Origin of the sequence: Sorangium sp. So ce590, assembly GCF_051521365.1 — a bacterium.
Lineage (GTDB): Bacteria > Myxococcota_A > Polyangia > Polyangiales > Polyangiaceae > Sorangium.
On sequence record NZ_CP150346.1, the window covers coordinates 11753713 to 11769460 of the forward strand.

The 15748-nt window shown below is 71.3% G+C and carries 11 protein-coding genes; 2 read left to right on the plus strand and 9 right to left on the minus strand.

The window, feature by feature from the left end:
- Positions 1–40: 40 nt before the first annotated feature.
- On the minus strand, positions 41–1312 hold the full coding sequence (locus WMF28_RS44685; protein WP_437599885.1) for a CapA family protein: 1272 nt from the start codon (positions 1310–1312) through the stop codon (positions 41–43).
- A gap of 371 nt (positions 1313–1683) precedes the next feature.
- Here WMF28_RS44685 and WMF28_RS44690 point away from each other — a divergent pair, with 371 nt between their 5' ends.
- Complete coding sequence (locus tag WMF28_RS44690) at positions 1684–3564, plus strand: FAD-binding oxidoreductase (RefSeq protein WP_437599886.1); 1881 nt, start codon at positions 1684–1686, stop codon at positions 3562–3564.
- Positions 3565–3628: 64 nt separating this feature from the next.
- On the opposite strand, the gene WMF28_RS44695 is transcribed toward WMF28_RS44690, so the two are convergent.
- A complete protein-coding gene (locus WMF28_RS44695) occupies positions 3629–4672 on the minus strand; it encodes an NAD-dependent epimerase/dehydratase family protein (RefSeq protein ID WP_437599887.1) in 1044 nt (347 codons plus the stop codon).
- Between the two features lie 130 nt (positions 4673–4802).
- Positions 4803–5783, minus strand: coding sequence for a deoxyhypusine synthase family protein (locus WMF28_RS44700; protein ID WP_437599888.1), 981 nt, complete (start codon positions 5781–5783; stop codon positions 4803–4805).
- Between the two features lie 183 nt (positions 5784–5966).
- On the opposite strand from WMF28_RS44700, the gene mobA reads away from it, so the two are divergent.
- Positions 5967–6659 carry a molybdenum cofactor guanylyltransferase gene (gene mobA, locus WMF28_RS44705; RefSeq protein ID WP_437599889.1) on the plus strand — a complete coding sequence of 231 codons (693 nt, stop codon included), beginning with the start codon at positions 5967–5969 and terminating at the stop codon, positions 6657–6659.
- Here mobA and WMF28_RS44710 read toward each other — a convergent pair.
- From WMF28_RS44710 to WMF28_RS44735, 6 genes are all read right to left on the minus strand, one after another.
- Entirely contained in the window at positions 6638–7609 is a 972-nt protein-coding gene (locus WMF28_RS44710; RefSeq protein WP_437599891.1) for an MBL fold metallo-hydrolase, read from the minus strand. The genes mobA and WMF28_RS44710 overlap by 22 nt on opposite strands.
- Positions 7610–7617: 8 nt before the next feature.
- On the minus strand, positions 7618–8247 hold the full coding sequence (locus WMF28_RS44715) for a hypothetical protein (protein WP_437599892.1): 630 nt from the start codon (positions 8245–8247) through the stop codon (positions 7618–7620).
- 8 nt (positions 8248–8255) lie between these two features.
- A complete protein-coding gene (locus WMF28_RS44720) occupies positions 8256–9365 on the minus strand; it encodes a serine/threonine-protein kinase (protein ID WP_437599893.1) in 1110 nt (369 codons plus the stop codon).
- 121 nt (positions 9366–9486) lie between these two features.
- On the minus strand, positions 9487–11571 hold the full coding sequence (locus tag WMF28_RS44725; RefSeq protein ID WP_437599894.1) for a serine/threonine-protein kinase: 2085 nt from the start codon (positions 11569–11571) through the stop codon (positions 9487–9489).
- A gap of 98 nt (positions 11572–11669) precedes the next feature.
- Positions 11670–14063, minus strand: a complete 2394-nt coding sequence (locus WMF28_RS44730; RefSeq protein ID WP_437599895.1) for a hypothetical protein — start codon at positions 14061–14063, stop codon at positions 11670–11672.
- Positions 14064–14224: 161 nt separating this feature from the next.
- Complete coding sequence (locus WMF28_RS44735; protein ID WP_437599896.1) at positions 14225–15730, minus strand: serine/threonine-protein kinase; 1506 nt, start codon at positions 15728–15730, stop codon at positions 14225–14227.
- Positions 15731–15748 lie beyond the last annotated feature (18 nt).

Below are 15748 nucleotides of genomic sequence, written 5' to 3' on the forward strand. Positions count from 1 at the left end.
CGAGCGGCAACGCACGCGCCAAGGAAGGCCAGTACGTCGCTCAGCGGATCGGGCCGGCGACCCTCGGCGGCGAGGCGGGGGCCGCCTCCGCGGCGGGCTCGAGCGGCGCGCAGCCGTCGGCGGCGAAGGGGCCGATCACCGGCTCGCCCTTGACGAACGCCGAGACGCGGCGCATCCGCTCGGCGAACGCCGCCTCGGTCTCGGCGCGCCGCGGGTCGGCCGCGAGCGGGACGGTCCCGAGGCCCTCGCTGCGCACCGGGCAGATCTCGGCGAGGGGCGGCGCCCCCCGCCGCAGGCGCAGGCGCGCGAGCATCGCGAGCTCGGGCGCGGGGCCGGTCCTCTTCACCTTCATGATGAAGTTGCCGAGGCTGTAGAAGATGGGCCGGCCGCGGCGGAGCTCGATGCCCTGGAGCACGTGCGGGTGATGGCCGACGAAGGCGTCGGCGCCCGCGTCGATGGCGGCGCCGGCGAGCGCGCGCGCCTGGGGCAGCGGGGTGTCCAGGTACTCGGTGCCGCCGTGGTAGCTCACGACGACCGCGTCCACGCCGGGCTGCTTGCGCGCGGCGCGCACCGCGGCGGCGAGCCCGTCCCGCTCCGCGGCCGCCACGAACTCCCGCCCCGGGTGCTGCCAGAGCGAGCCCTGGTTCCAGATGCCGGTCACGGCGAGCAGCGCCACGCGGAAGCCGCGGCGCTCGATGATGGCCGGCGCGTACGCCTGGAGCCGCGTCCGGCCGGCGCCCACGTAGGCGACGCCCACGCGCTCCAGGTGGCCGAGCGTCTCGAGGAACGCGCTCTTGCCGTAGTCCCACATGTGGTTGTTCGCGAGCGACACAACGCTGATGCCGGCGCGCGCGAGCACGTCCGCGCCGGCCGGCGGGCCCGTGAACACGAGCGGCTGGAGCCGGTGCTGGGTCTCCCCGCCCTGGTCGCTGAGCTGGTTCTCGAGGTTGACGAAGCGCACGTCGGCGGAGGCGAGCAGCGCCGCGACCGGGGCGAACGGATCGTGCGCCGGATTGCGGAGCAGCTCCTGGCCGAGCGCCTTGCCGAGGCAGACGTCGCCGCCCGCGAGGAGCGTGATCGCGTCGGCCGGCGCGGCCGGCGCGGCCGGCGCGGCCGGCGCGGCCGGCGCGGCCGGCGCGGCGGGCGATGCGGCGGCGGCGGGCGTGTCGCGGGGCGCCGCGGAGGGGTCGCGGGGCGCGGCCGGCGCGACGGCGGGGGGTGGGGCGAGCCCGGCGCCCACGTTCGCGGGCCTCTCGCAGCCGATCTGCGCGGCCGCGGCGCACATCGCGAGGAAGAAAGGGGTAGGGCGCATCTCGATCGGCTTCTCGGCGTGCATTATCCACGGGTGCACGGCCGCGCCCAAGAATCCCGATCGAGGAGGCCTGTTCGAGCATTCAGCGACGTGACCGCTGCACCCGAGCGCCGCCTGCCGCTGTCGCGCGCAGCTTGCCCACGTGGCATCGGCCGCATCGAGGATGCGTCGCCAGGCGCAAGATGAACTACATTCGGTAGCACGTGTTCCATGAATCGTGCTACCTTCGCCGCGCGCCGAGCGGGCGAAGAGGGGCCGCGGCGGCCATCCCCTGCCGCGCTCTCGCGATGAAGGCTTGGTCCGCTCCAGCGCCGTCTACTCAGAAATCGGCGCGCGCTCGCGCGCGTGTTGCACTACAGGTCTTATCATCCATGATGAATCGAAGACGCCCTACTTCCCCCGGCTCGACGTTGCTTCCTTCGCGCGGCGCGACCCCGCAGAGCACCCGTATCGTACCGAGCCCCGCCGGGCGCCCCACGGACGAGGAGCGCAAGGACGGCTGGGGCTTTGCCGATACCCGATTCGTCGTCAAGCCGAGCGGCAGCGTCGTGCTCACCGGCACCCGTTACAGCATCAGCAATGTCGAGCTGCCGTCGCTGCTCCCCTGGATGTCGGCCACGCTCGGCGCGCCGCTCTCCTACGAGAACCGCAACGAGCCTCATTACCCTCCTCCGGTCGCCGACGCCAAGGTGGCGAGCGAGCTGCTGGACGCGCTGCGCGGCTCCTTGGAGGCCGATCAGATCTCGCAGGATCCGCTCGTGCGCCTGCGGCGCGGCCACGGGCACACCGGCGCCGAGATCTGGGCGATCCGCTACGAGCGTCTCGAGCGCGTCCCGGATCTCGTCGTGTTTCCCGCCTCGCACGACGACGTGGTGCGCATCACCGAGATCGCCAAGCACCATGGCGCGTGCCTCGTCCCGTTCGGCGGCGGCACCAACGTCACGGACGCCTTGCGCCTGTCGATCCACGAGGCGCGGACCGTGATCGCGGTCGACATGCGGCGCATGAACAGGATCCTCTGGCTCGATCCCGTGAACCGCATGGCCTGCATCGAGGCGGGCGCGACCGGGCGGCACATCGTCGAGGAGCTCGCCAAGCACGGGCTCACCATGGGGCACGAGCCCGACAGCCTCGAGTTCTCGACCCTCGGGGGATGGATCGCGACGAACGCGAGCGGCATGAAGAAGAACCGTTACGGCAACATCGAGGACCTCGTCCTCGACATGCAGGTCGTGACCGCGCACGGCGTCGTCGAGCGCCCGCAGGTGGCCCCGCGCGAGAGCGTCGGCGCCAACCCGAAGAACTGCATGTTCGGCAGCGAGGGCAACTATGGAATCGTCACCAGCGCCGTCGTCAAGCTGTTCCCCGTGCCCGAGGTCCAGCGCTATGGCAGCGTCATCTTCCCCGATCTCGCGCGCGGGCTCGCGTTCCTCTACGATCTCCAGGGCGCCGGCGCCCTGCCTGCGAGCGTGCGCGTGATGGATAATACGCAGTTCCAGTTCGGCCAGGCGCTCAAGCCGAAGAAGTCCGGGCTGCTCGCGCGGGCGAAGAGCCAGGCGGAGAAGCTGCTTGTGACCCGGATCAAGGGCTTCGATCCGAGCCAGCTCGCCGTCGCCACCGTCGTGTTCGAGGGGACGGAGGAGGAGGTCGATTTCCAGGAGAGGACGCTCTACCGCATCGCAGCGCAGCACGGCGGGATGAAGGCGGGCGCGGAGAACGGCGAGCGAGGCTATCAGCTCACCTTCGGCATCGCGTACATCCGCGATCTCACCTTCGAGCACTGGGCGATCGCGGAGAGCTTCGAGACGAGCGTCCCGTGGAGCCGCGCCCTCGAGCTCTATGACCGGGTGCACCGGCGTGTCCTGCGCGAGCACGAGCAGCGGCGCTTGCCGGGCAAGCCGTTCTTCACCGGGCGGATCACCCAGGTCTACCCGACGGGGGTCTGCATCTACTTCTATCTCGGCTTCTATGCCAAGGGCGTCGACGACCCTGTGCGCCATTACGCGGAGATGGAGCACGCCGCGCGAGAAGAGATCCTCTCCGCCGGAGGGTCGCTGTCCCACCACCACGGCATCGGCAAGATTCGACAGGACTTCGTGAAGGACGTCTACTCGGACGGCGCGCGCGCCTTCATGCGGCAGGTGAAGCAGGCCGTCGATCCCGAGAACCTGTTCGGCGCGGCGAACCACGGCGTGCTCGGCGAGGTCGCGCTCTCGAGCGCGGCCGCGCGCGGTCGGACGCCCTCGCAATGACCGAGGGGCGCGGCCGCTCGCGGGGCGCGGCGCGGCCGGGAGAGCCGCTCTATAGGAGCAGGAGCTAGAAGAGCTTCTTCGCGAGCCCGAGCGCGCCCTGCTTCCAGGGGACGCGGTGGGTGATCCCCGACTGGGACGCGAAGCTCTCGCGGTGGCTGCTGTACCACTCGAGGTTCCGGACCAACGCGTCCTTGTTGGAGTGCTTCGGCGTGAAGCCGAGCTTCTCCTCCGCCTTGTCGATCGACACGAACGAGTCCTTCGAGGCCGTCTCGTAAACCCACTTGTACAGCGGCGACACCCTGAGCGCCTCCAGCGCCCGGAGCGTCAGGATGGCAGGCGCCGCGGGCAGCGGGACGATCCGCTTCCCGAAGCCTGCTCGATCGAGCACGGCCTGGTAGTCCTCCTTCATCGTGGAGAACTCCTTCGCGCCGATGTTGAACGTGTCGTTCACCACGGACGCGTCGAGCGTCAGGCAGAGGTAGATCGCCTCGCAGAGGTCCTCGACGTCGAGGAGCTGATAGCGGTTGTCGCCGCTGCCGATCATCGGGAAGCCGTGCCCGTCGAGCGCCCAGTCATAGAGCAGCGCGAAGACGCCGAGCCGCTCCGGGCCGATGAACGATTTGGGTCGAAGGATCGAGGTCACGAGCCCCCGGGCGCGGTACTCCAGGCACACCATCTCCGCCTGGATCTTCGCCTGCCCGTACGGCCCCACGCCCTCGAGGCGGTCGGTCTCCGCGAGGGGGTGATGATCGGGGATGCCATAGACCGCCGTCGAGGAGATGTGGACCGCGCGCTTGACCCCGAGCCGGAGGGCCGCATCCATGACCGTGCGGGTCCCCTCCACGTCCGTCGTGTAGATCTCGGCGGGCGTGTAGAGCGGCAGGGCCGCGGCCGTATGGACGACGAGGTCGGTGCCCGTCATCGCCGCTTCCACCGCTCCGCGGTCGCGGATGTCCCCCTGGACGGCGACCACCCGGTCCTTCTCCGGATAATCGAAGGGAAGGACGTCGAACGACACGACGCCATACCCGCGATCGAGCAGGTGGCGTACGAGGTTGATCCCCAGGAAGCCGGATCCGCCTGTGATGAAGACTTTCTGCTGTACCATCGAGGACTATCACTCCCTGCAATGCGCGTGTTTCACGCGCTCCGGTGCGACCGGCGCACCGGGGCGCGATCGGTGACGAGGGCGCAGGATGCTGGCCCCGTGATCGCCGTATGCATGGGTTCGCGTCGCGCTACAACCCGAGCACGTAGGCGAAGATGAGCGGCGCCACGATGGTGGCGTCGCTCTCGATGATGTGTTTGGGGGTGTCGATGCCGAGCTTCCCCCAGGTGATCTTCTCGTTGGGAACGGCGCCGCTGTACGAGCCGTAGGAGGTCGTCGAGTCGCTGATCTGGCAGAAGTAGGACCAGAAGGGGACGTCCTTCCAGCCGAGGTCCTGGTACATCATGGGCACGACGCAAATGGGGAAGTCGCCCGCGATGCCGCCGCCGATCTGGAAGAAGCCGACGCCCTTGCCGGCGGAGTTCGCGCGGTACCAGGCGGCGAGCGAGGTCATGTACTCGATGCCGCTCTTCATCGTCGTCGCCTTGAGCTCTCCCTTCACGACGTAGCTGGCGAAGATGTTGCCCATCGTCGAGTCCTCCCAGCCGGGCACCACGATCGGGAGGTTGCGCTCGGCGGCCGCGATCATCCAGGAGTCCTTGGGATCGATCTCGTAGTCGCCCGCCATCACGCCGCTCTGGAGCAGCTTGTACATGAACTCGTGGGGGAGGTAGCGCTCGCCCCGAGCGTCGGCGTCCTTCCAGATCTCGACCACCCTGTGCTGGATCTTGCGGAAAGCCTCTTCCTCGGGGATGCAGGTATCGGTGACGCGGTTGAGGCCGCCCTCGAGGAGCTCCCACTCCTGCGCCGGCGTGAGGTCGCGCCAGTTGGGGATTCGTTTGTAATGCTTGTGCGCCACGAGGTTCATGATGTCCTCCTCGAGGTTGGCGCCGGTGCACGAGATGATGTCCACCTTCCCCTTGCGGATCATCTCGGCGAGGGAGACTCCCAGCTCAGCGGTGCTCATCGCGCCGGCGAGCGACACGAGCATCTTGCCCCCCTCCGCGAGGTGGCGCTCGTATCCGGCCGCGGCGTCGACCAGCGCGGCGGCGTTGAAGTGCCGATAGTGGTGTAGAATGAACTCGGATACGGGGCCCCTGGTCTGGCTCATGGCTTCATTACTCTGTAGGTTCGGAGGGATCGCCTGAACAGGCGAGGTGCCCCATAGCACGCACCTCGATCTGTGGCACGACATGTCTGTTGTGTCGTGGCACAGGGCCTCCGGCGGCGATGGCGAGCCGGCGGCAGTGGCCAGCGCCGGGGCGCGCGTCCATGCTCCGGGCTGGGTGGTTCCATGACACAGGAGCAGATCGTGACAGCGCCCGGGGGAGATGGCGAGCGGGCGGGCCGTGTCGCAGGGCTCGCCGGCGTGGTGCTGTGCGGCGGGCAGAGCCGCCGGATGGGGCGTCCGAAGGCGTGGCTGCCGTTCGGGGGCGAGGCGCTCCTCCAGCGGGTCGTGCGGCGCCTCGGCGAGGCGGCGTGGCCGATCGCGGTGGTCGCGGCGCCGGGGCAGGAGCTGCCGCCGCTGCCGGACGGGGCGCTGCTCGTGCGCGATCCGGTGGAGGGCCGCGGACCGATGCAGGGCATCGCGGTCGGGCTCGAGGCGGTCGCGCCGCTGGCCGAGCGGGCGCTCGTCACCTCGACCGACGCCCCCTTCCTGCACCCCGCGCTCGTGCGGCGCCTCGCGGAGCTCCAGGCGGGCGGCCCAGCCATCGCCGTGCCGCGGGCGGACGGCCGCCATCACCCGCTCTGCGCTGTGTACGCCTGCTCGGTGCGCGGCGAGGCGGCGGCCTTGCTCGCCGAGGGCCAGCTGCGGCTGACCACCCTGTTCGAGCGGGCGCGCACGCTGGTCGCGGGGCCGGAGCTGCTGCTCGAGGATCCGGGGCTCGGCGCCGCCGACCCGGACCTGCGATCGCTGCGCAACGTCAACACGCCCGAGGAGTACGCGGCGGCGCTGCGCGAGCTCTACGGCGCGCCGCCGGGCTGATCCCTCGCGATCAGGATCCGCTGCTCGCCGTGCCTGGGCAGGACCACCCGATCCGGCCCGAGCCCGCGCGCCGCCATGACGCGCCGGAGCTCGCGCGGCGCCTGGCCGAACGTGTCGGTGCTGTTGATGAAGGTGTCGAAATGGATGGCCATCATCCGCCGCGCCCCGAGGTCGAGGTAGGCCTGGACCGCCTCCGCCGGATCGACATGCTTTGTCTCCATGAAATCGCGCGGCCCGACCGGCGCGATCGGGATGAGGGCCAGATCGATCGCGGGGAATCGCGCGCGCGTCTTCACGAAGAGATCGCGATCATAGGCGGTATCGCCGCCGAAGTAGACCGTGATCCCGTGGTACTCGACGACATAGCCCGTGAAGCTCTCCGTCATCCAGTCCCGGTCCAGCCCGTAGCGATAACCGGAGTGCCGCACCGGGACCGCCGTGATCTTCAGATCGCCCTGCCGCCACGTCGTCCAGGTCGGGACCTCGACCGAATCGAAGCGGTAATTGGGCACGTAGACGAGCCCGGCCCGGGGCACGAGCAGCGTCCGGACCTTCGGCTCGATCAGGGACAGCGAGCCGAGCGAGAGGTGGTCGAAGTGCATGTGCGAGATGAGGACGGCGTCGATGGGCGGCAGGTCCTCCGGATCGAGCCCCGGCTCGACGAGCCGCTTCACGATGAGCCCCACGGTGTCCGTGAAGACGGGGTCCGTCAGGATGAGCTTGTCGTCGATCTGCATGAGCACGGTCGCGTGCCCGACCCAGAGGACCGCGAGCCGCGCCTCGGGCCGGTAAGGCGCGCGCACCTTGCCCGGCACGGGCCGCGGGGTCGCGAACAGCCTCGCCACGTTGCTCTCGAGGATGCGCGCGGGCACGCCGCACGACAGGCCCGCGAGCGCGAGGAGCGCCGCGGCGAGCAGTCGAGCAGGCAGCGAGGAGGGGCGCGGGGCCATGCGCGGCGTCAGAAATATCGGATGCTGAGCGTGAACGTGGTCGATCGCAAGGCGGCTGTCGGCGTGTGGGTCACCTGGACGCCCAGGGCGCCGAAGAGGGTATAGACCCCCGCCTCGTACGAGGCGCCCAGCCGCTCGCGCGCATAGACCGCCGAGCCGCCGAGCGAGCAGGACATATAGTCTCCCCGGTGGAGGAGCGGAAAATAGGCGCGGACACCGCCGCGGAGCATCCAGCGCTCGCCGAACGCGCCCGGACGGGCGATGTACTCGGGAGAGCCGAAGAGCTCGATCGAGCCGGCGTGGCGCGTGAGCGGCTCCACGACGAACGCGCGCCACGGCGAGAGCTTGCGGTTCATCCCGAACGAGTAGAGCAGCGGCGTCACCTGCCAGCGGATCCCGAGGTGCGCCTCGCCCGGTCCGATCCACAGCGCGGGGCTCGGCACGACCTGGACGAGGAGCCAGGGCAGCGTGAGGCGGATGCCGGGCTCGGTGGCGGCGGCGGTCGCGGCGGCCTGACGCGGCCCTTCGGGCGCCGCGTGCGCGAGCGGCCAGCCGCGCGCGAGCGGCCAGCCGAGGACGGCGGCGCAGGCGGCCAGCGCGGGGGCGCGGCGTCGGGCGATGCGGCGCGCTCGGGGCATGTCGCGGCTTACGGCGCTGCGCCGAACACCTTGCCGAGCTGCTTGTACAGGAACCGCGCCGCGTGCTCTCCATAGGGCGTCTGCGGGGCGTACACGTCGGGCGAGGCGATCGGCGCGCTCGCCGCCAGCGCGCCCGGCCGGCCGAGCCGGCCGAGATCCTCGCAGAGCGCCTCCATCGAGGGATACCGGTTCTCCGGCCGCTTGCGCAGACATTTCATGATCACCGCCTCGAGCGCGCTCGCCGCCGGGCCCCCGCCCAGGTTGGGCGGCGGGGGCGGCGTCGTGAGCTGATGGGCCAGCACCAGGGCATCTTCCATGGCCGGCGCCGGCGCCAGCGCCGGGGACGAGCTCCGCGTGACGCTGAAGGGGAGCCGGCCGGAGGACATCCGGTACATGAGCATGCCGAAGCCGTAGACGTCCGTGCGCGCGTCGGGCGGATCGCTGATGGTCTGTTCCGGCGCCATGTACTCCAGGGTGCCGACCGTCACCCCGGCCTGGGTGAGCCCCGAGTGCTCGTACAGCTTGGCAAACCCGAAGTCGACGACCTTGGCCGTCCAGGCGTCCCCCTTCTCGCCCACGAGGAACACGTTGGCAGGCTTCACGTCGCGGTGGACGATCCCGGCGCGGTGGGCCGCGCCGAGCCCGGCGGCGGCCTGCAGGAGGATGGGGACGCCGGCCTCCGGAGACAGCCGCTTCTCGCGCACGAGCAGCGAGCTCAGCGACTCTCCGAAGAGGAACTCCATCACGAGGTACGGCGACTCTTCATGAAGACCGACGTCGAGGACCGCGACGATGTTCGGGTGCTCGACGGTGGCCGCGGCCTTGGCCTCGAGGAGGAACCGCGCCTTCAGCTTGGGCACGCGGCGGAGCCTCGGCTCCAGCAGCTTCAGCGCGACGGGCGCGCCGCTCTGCGTGTCCTCCGCCAGGAACACCTGCGCCATGGCGCCGCTGCCGACCAGGCCCCGCACCCGGTACCGCTCGGCGACGACGGTGCCCACGTGCTCGGTGGGCCTCGACCGGATCCGCCGGATGTCGAGGCTCTGGACCAGCTTCTCCCCGTCATGCGGGCAGAAGCGGTGGTTTTCCGCGTACCGCCGGTGGCAACGAGGGCACAGCATGGAGGTCCCGTTCCGGGCATAGCCCCTCCACCGCCCTCTTTGCAAGGCCCCACCTCCCGCGCCGCGGGGCAACGGGCTGTCACAGCGCCTTCCCGCGCGCTCGGGCGCGGCCACAGCGCGCTCACGGCGCGCGCGGCGTCTCCGACGCGAGCTTCGCCGCGGGCTCGTTGATCCGGACCGTCTCGACGAGGCTGAAGTCGTCCAGATCGTGCGTGGCGCCCGAGACGCGCCAGCCCCGGCACCGCCGGGGCAGCCCGTCGAGCTGGTCGACGAACGAGCTCACCCACGCCTCGATGTTGCCCGGGCGCTCGTCGGGCGACAGGGCGAGCGCCGTGGTGAACGCGCCGTCGACCGCCGGCGGCGTCTCCGGGAGGAGCGACGAGACAGGCGGCGGGACAGCGCGCGAGAGGCTCGACAGGACGGTGGCGTGCTCGTCTCCGGCCACGACGCGCCGCCCGGTGAGCGCCTGATAGGCGACCGCCGCGAAGGAGTAGATATCGCAGCGCGCGTCCACCGGCTTGCCGCTCGCCTGCTCGGGGGCCATGTACAGCGGCGTCCCCAGGAACAGGCCCACGGACGTCACGCCGGCGTCGGCCGACATCTCCTTGGCGATGCCGAAATCGAGGATCTTGACGCGGAAGCCGCCCGGGGACGTCGACGGGACCAGGTGGATGTTCTCCGGCTTCACGTCGCGATGCACGAGCCCCGCCGCGTGCGCGGCCCCGAGCGCCGACGCCCCCTCGCGCAGCAGCAGCGCGACCTGGGGCGGCGTCCCGGGCCCGTTGTGCTGCATGGCGTGCGCCAGATTGCAGCCGTCCAGCCACTCCATCACGATATAGAGCGAGCCGTCCTCGATCTCGCCCGAGTCGTACACCTCGACGACCGACGGGTGCTGGATGCGCGCGACGAGGCGCGCCTCGCGCTCGAAGCGCGCGCGCACGTCGTCGTTGTGGAAGAGCTCTGTCCGGATGGCCTTGACGGCGACCTTGCGCCCGAGCCGCTCGTCCTGGGCCTGGAACACCCGGCCCATACCGCCCTCCGCGACGACCCGGGTCAGGCGATATCGCCCCGCGATGCGGTAAGGGAACGGCCGCGGCATGCTCAGCGGGGCGCCGTCGTTGCTGCACTGCTGCGTGTTCTGGTCGTAGCAGCGGTGGCAGCGCGGGCACATGTGCAGGACGTCGATCCCGCGGCCCACCATGTCCTCGACGGTCGCTCTCCGGCGCTCCGCCGCGCCGGCGAGCTCCTTGCGCAGGCGCGACAGCTCGAGCGCGCTGCCGAGGTGGTGAGCGAACGAGTCGACGAGCCGCTTGGTCGTGTCGCTCCACACAAGGCGGCTCCCGACGACGACCAGGGCGCCGTGGATGTCGCCCGACAGGCCGACGACGGGGACCACGACATCCGACGACCGCAGGAACGACTGCCTGGCGAGCGCGGCGCTGCGGACCGACTCGGTCGACGGGGCCTCGGTGGTCGTCTCGGTGAGGCTGACCATCCGCTGCTCCTCGGCCTTCCACACCGCGACCTCGAGCGCCCCGATGGCCTCCGCGACCTGCGTCGCCGCGGCGGACGACCACGTCGCCACGTCGTCGAGCGCCTGCGCCGAGGAGGCGACGAGCTCCGCGAGCTTCTCCTGCTCCTCCGCGAGCTGGCGCGCGAAGTACTGCACCGCGGCGTAGGCGATGGCCGACACCGTGAGGATGTTCATCGCGAAGAAGCAGGCGATGAGGGCCGGGGGCGTCGCCGGCGCGTGCGCCGAGAGCCAGGGATCGACGGCGCCGGCGATCACCACGAGGAGCGCGTAGGCGGTGAACCAGGGGATGGACGCCCGCGACCCGTGAAACAGCAAGAACGTCAGCGGCGCGAGGAGCGCCCACAGGACGACGCCGCTCGAGGCGACGAACCCTCCCCGGCTCGCGTGCATCAAAAACGGCAGCGCGAAGATGAGCAGCGCCTGGCGGAAGCGGAACCCGGAGAACGCCTTGGTCCGGGCGAAGTGGACGAGGCTCAGGACAGTGCAAATCACGTAGCCGAGCGGGATCGCCGCCGAGCGAACATCCCCGCTCGCCGCATAGGCGATCACCCAGACGGGACACGCGCACGCCTTGAGCGCGGCCGTGAGCGTGAGAATCCTCTTGTGCTGGCGCAGCCCCGGATCGTCCCCTGGCTTCAGCCCGAGCCGAGCGATGGCCTGCGACAACCTCATTTCCGTCGAGTCTACGACGATGGCCAGGCGGCCTCAAGCATCGCGCGCTCGTGTCAATCGGGTGAATCGGGGCAATCGTGTCAACGGACGCGCCTTCGTCAGGCGCCGCCGGGGTCGAGCTCGGTGAGCCGGCCCACGAGCGGGTCGTCGGCGCCGAGCTGCTCGAAGCTGACCGGATCGCCCTTCTCGAGGGCCGCCAGCAGCTGGCCCAGCCCGCGCCGCGATCCGTAGTAGTTCGACATCTCGTGATCCTCGTCGGTGATGCAGGCGCGCACCGCGCTGCGCGAGACCTGCGGGAGCCGCAGCGCCTTGAGCGCCATCGACCACAGGCCGTCGATGAAGTTCTGGTCCGCGGGGAACTCCAGGAGACCGGCCATCGTGAGGAGCATGGCGCAGCGCTGGCCCCGCGGCGTCGACAGCGCCTCTCCGCCGGAGAGATGGCCGAGATCGAAGGCGCGGCGCATGGCGTCGGCCGCGCACAGCAGGCGCTTCAGCTCCTGGGCCGCGTGGCTCAGGTGGCTGTGGAACATGACCTCGACCGAGAGGCCGCCGAGCGCGCCCTGGGTCTCCTGATAGCGGGTGACGGCCGGGAGCCGCCCGAGGTCCTGCTGCGCGGCCTTGCCGGTGGGCACGTCGTGCGGCGGCTCGCGGTGGCTGTAGAAGCCCCCCGACTGGAAGACATAGTAGAGCTCGCTCTGGCCCGCGAGCCCGGCCCAGATGTCCGAGTACTGCGCGACGCGATTGAGGCTGCCCGCCGCCCAGTTGAGGCCCGCCGCGGCGTCGCCGCTGATCTGCGACGCGCTCACCCCCGGGTCGCGCGGCGTCATCGAGCCCTCGATGTCCTCGGCGATCTCGGTGAGCTGGAAGTCGAGGAAGCCGTCGTAGTAATCGGCGCGCCCGTCGCGGTTCACGTCGGAGTAGCGGGCGACGACGAGCGGGTGCGAGGGCCCGACGAACTGCGAGAACCCGGGGGCCTTCTCCTGGGGGTGGCGCCACTGCGCCTTCCGGATGCGCGCGTCGAGCTCGGTGTGCGGCGCGCGCTCGCTCATCCCGCGCAGCGCGGCGACGAAGCAATCGATCCCCTCGGAGGAGCTGACCACGCCGTCCGACCCGACCCGGAAATACGTCGAGTCCCACGAAGAGTAGATGTCCGCGTCGGGGAACATCTGGGAGATGGCAAAGCGCGTGGTGAGCCCCGCGCATTGCGAGTTCATCATCAGCTTGTAGCCCTCCTGTCGCACCTTCACCGCGGCCGCGCGGAGGTCGAAGGCGCCGAGCTGGGCGTGCCGGTTGATGAGCAATCCGATGAAGAACGTCATCCCCATCTCGAGGTTCTCGTCGCGCGGCGTGGCCGTGCGGGCAAAGACGCGGATGGGCTCGCCGGCGGGCGTCTTGAAGGGGGCCTCGAAGGCGCGGTAAGGGTTCGAGCCGCTCGGCGACGGGGGCGCCTCGGGCGGGAGCGCGATCGGCTTGAAGCCGTAGGTCGACACGAGGATGCGGCACTCGCCCTCGTGGAACTCCGCGGCGCTGCACACGGCGAAGCTCCACGGGCCCGTGAGCTCGTCGTAGGGCGGCGCCTCGCGGAGCAGCCCGCGGACGAGCCCCCGCGCGCGCTCCTGCTGGGCCGCCGTGAGCGCCGGGGCGCGCAGCTGGAGCAGGTGGATCGCGTGGGCGCGCAGCGCCGGCCGGGCCGCCTCGTCGCCCGCCTCCCTGTCGATGAGCGCGAAAGTCAGCTCGGCGGCGCGCTCGGCGACCGACGAGAAGCCGCGGTCGTCCAGCGACGTCGCGATGAGGTGCGACAGGACGGTCACCGCCGCCGAGCGGAGGGTCGCGGCCCCGACCGGGTCGCGCTTCGCCTCCTCGCCGCCCACGGCCGCGAGCTCGAGCGCCGCGCGCGCCTGATCCAGGAGCGCCATGCCCCGGCCCGCCGAGAGCCGCTCCTTGCGCACCGGCTCCTCCGGATGGAACGCGCTCGGCGGGAAGAGCTGCGTGAAGGTGCTCGTCCGCCTCGAGGAGATCCACCGCGCGGCGGTGACGAGGGCGTCCCGGGCGGCGGGCCCGTCGGGGCCGTGGGTCGGGCTCGCGCTGAACACCCCGACGGGCAGGAGCCAGAGCGGCGCGGCGCCCTCGCGCCCGGCGGTCAGATCGATCGGGGCCGCCTGCGACGCCACGCCCGGATCCGGGACGACCTCGACGGTGGAGACAACCAGGGCCTGCAGCCGCCGGCGCACCGGCGAGCGCCCGGCAAACGCGATGAGCACCGCCTTGCCCTCGCGCTCCCGGAGCGCCGCGAGGCTCTCGGCGGGCACCGGCGCCTGCAGCGAGATGGCATAGTCGCTGTCGCTCACCGCCGCTGCGAGCAGGTGAATGCCCGGCGTGGACTTGCGCTCTTCGAAAGCGGACGACGCGGCCGGCCCTGAGGCATCCACCGTGCCAGGCAGGTCGACGATCCCGCGGGGGGAACGGATCCGGACGATGACTTCGGTAGGCATGCCTCTCTCCTGAGCAGGTGAGAGAACGTCACCCTGTCCAGGAGCCGGCGCAACAGGAATCCGACCCTGTCCGAACACCGTCTCAGCGCGTCACGACAGCGGTCAGGGAGGGCCTTAGGCTCGATCTTCGGGCATCGGGCTTCGGGCTTCGGGTTTTTCCCTCAAGGCATCTCCGGTTGATCCGGAGTTGGCTTGCGCACCTCGTTGCTCGGCGGTGCGTCTGTGTCGCTCGACCCGTTTGTCGCCGGCGCGACGAGGAGGAGGCGCGGCGCGTCTTGTTGTCCCCGAGAGGTCGAACAGCGAAGCAGCGACAGGCCTGCTCCGGCGGCGAGGAGCACGCCGGCGGCGATGAGCTTGAGCCCCGCGCTCTTCGCGCCGCGCTCCCTCGCCGGCGAGGCGGCCGCTCCCTCGTCCACGGGCGCGGCGGCATCGCCGGACGCCGCCGGCGGCCGGCGATCGAAGAGCGCCGCGTCGCCTCGCGGCGTCTCCAGGGCGACCGCGCCGGCGCGGCGCGCGGACAGCGGAGAGCTCGACGGGGGCGCTGGCAGGAGGCTGCCCGCGCGCAGCGTCGCGGTCGACGCCTCCCCGTCCAGATCGGCGGCGCCGGCCTCGAGCGCGTCGCCGATGCGGGCCTCGAGCGCGTGCGCGTCGCCCTCCGGCTCCCGCGGCGCCGCGGGGGGCCCGAACGGGCGGAGCGCGGCGGCCGCGTGGCGCGCGAGGAGCGCGCCGACCTCGCGGAGATCCGCGGGGCGCTGCGCGCGGTCCGGGCTGAGCATGCGATCGATCATCGCCGCGACGTCGGCGGGCAGCGCGGGCGCGATCTCCCCGATCGGCCGGATGCTCCCGGTGAGGATCCGCTTCAGCACCTTGCCCATGTTCTCGGCCTCGGTGGGCCGGACCGAGGTGAGGCACTCGTAGAGGATGACGCCGAGCGACCAGATGTCGGCGCGGTGATCGACGTCGTGCTCGCCGAGGATCTGCTCGGGCGACATGTAATATGGAGTCCCGAGCATCTCGCCGGTGCTCGTGCGCCCCGAGGTCCAGCCGGTCTCGCCGTGCGCTGCGGTGAGCTTGGCGATGCCGAAATCGAGCACCCTGACCCGGGCGCTCGCGTCGTCACGCCGGTCGTCCGGGACACAGGGCACCGGCCGGGCGCCGCGGCCCTCCTCGGCGGCGCGGGGGTCGGGCCCGGGCGCGCCCTGCGCCGCGGCCACGTCGGGCGCGAGCAGGAAGATGTTGTCGGGCTTGAGATCGCGGTGGACGATGCCCAGGGCGTGCGCGGTGCCGACCGCCGAGATGACCGGCAGCAGGATGCGCGACAGCTCGGGGACGGGGATCTGCGCCTCTCGCACGAGCTTGTCGCGGAGCGACTCCCCCTCGAGCAGATCCATGACCAGGAACGGGGTCCCGTCGTCGAGCTCCAGCACGTGGTGGATGGACGGCACGTTCGGGTGATCGACCGCGGCCGCCGCGCGCGCTTCCCGGAGGAGGCGCCGGCGGATCGAGGCGTCCTCCGTCGCGCCGGGGCGCAACAGCTTCAACGCCACACGCTCGCCGCTCGCGAGGTGGGTGGCGGCCCAGATGACCCCCATGCCTCCCTCGGCCAGCTGGCGATCGACCCGATAGCGACTCGCCACCAGGGCGCCCGGGACCAGGTGATTGGTCACGCGCAGACAGGATACCAC

What these genes read in the sequence shown, in the direction of transcription:
- WMF28_RS44685 (WP_437599885.1), bottom strand. Translation starts at nt 1,312, where the DNA reads ATGCGCCCTACCCCTTTCTTCCTCGCGATGTGCGCCGCGGCCGCGCAG.
- WMF28_RS44730 (WP_437599895.1), bottom strand. Translation starts at nt 14,063, where the DNA reads ATGCCTACCGAAGTCATCGTCCGGATCCGTTCCCCCCGCGGGATCGTC.
- WMF28_RS44725 (WP_437599894.1), bottom strand. Translation starts at nt 11,571, where the DNA reads ATGAGGTTGTCGCAGGCCATCGCTCGGCTCGGGCTGAAGCCAGGGGAC.
- mobA (WP_437599889.1), top strand. Translation starts at nt 5,967, where the DNA reads ATGACACAGGAGCAGATCGTGACAGCGCCCGGGGGAGATGGCGAGCGG.
- WMF28_RS44715 (WP_437599892.1), bottom strand. Translation starts at nt 8,247, where the DNA reads ATGCCCCGAGCGCGCCGCATCGCCCGACGCCGCGCCCCCGCGCTGGCC.
- WMF28_RS44690 (WP_437599886.1), top strand. Translation starts at nt 1,684, where the DNA reads ATGATGAATCGAAGACGCCCTACTTCCCCCGGCTCGACGTTGCTTCCT.
- WMF28_RS44695 (WP_437599887.1), bottom strand. Translation starts at nt 4,672, where the DNA reads ATGGTACAGCAGAAAGTCTTCATCACAGGCGGATCCGGCTTCCTGGGG.
- WMF28_RS44700 (WP_437599888.1), bottom strand. Translation starts at nt 5,783, where the DNA reads ATGAGCCAGACCAGGGGCCCCGTATCCGAGTTCATTCTACACCACTAT.
- WMF28_RS44710 (WP_437599891.1), bottom strand. Translation starts at nt 7,609, where the DNA reads ATGGCCCCGCGCCCCTCCTCGCTGCCTGCTCGACTGCTCGCCGCGGCG.
- WMF28_RS44720 (WP_437599893.1), bottom strand. Translation starts at nt 9,365, where the DNA reads ATGCTGTGCCCTCGTTGCCACCGGCGGTACGCGGAAAACCACCGCTTC.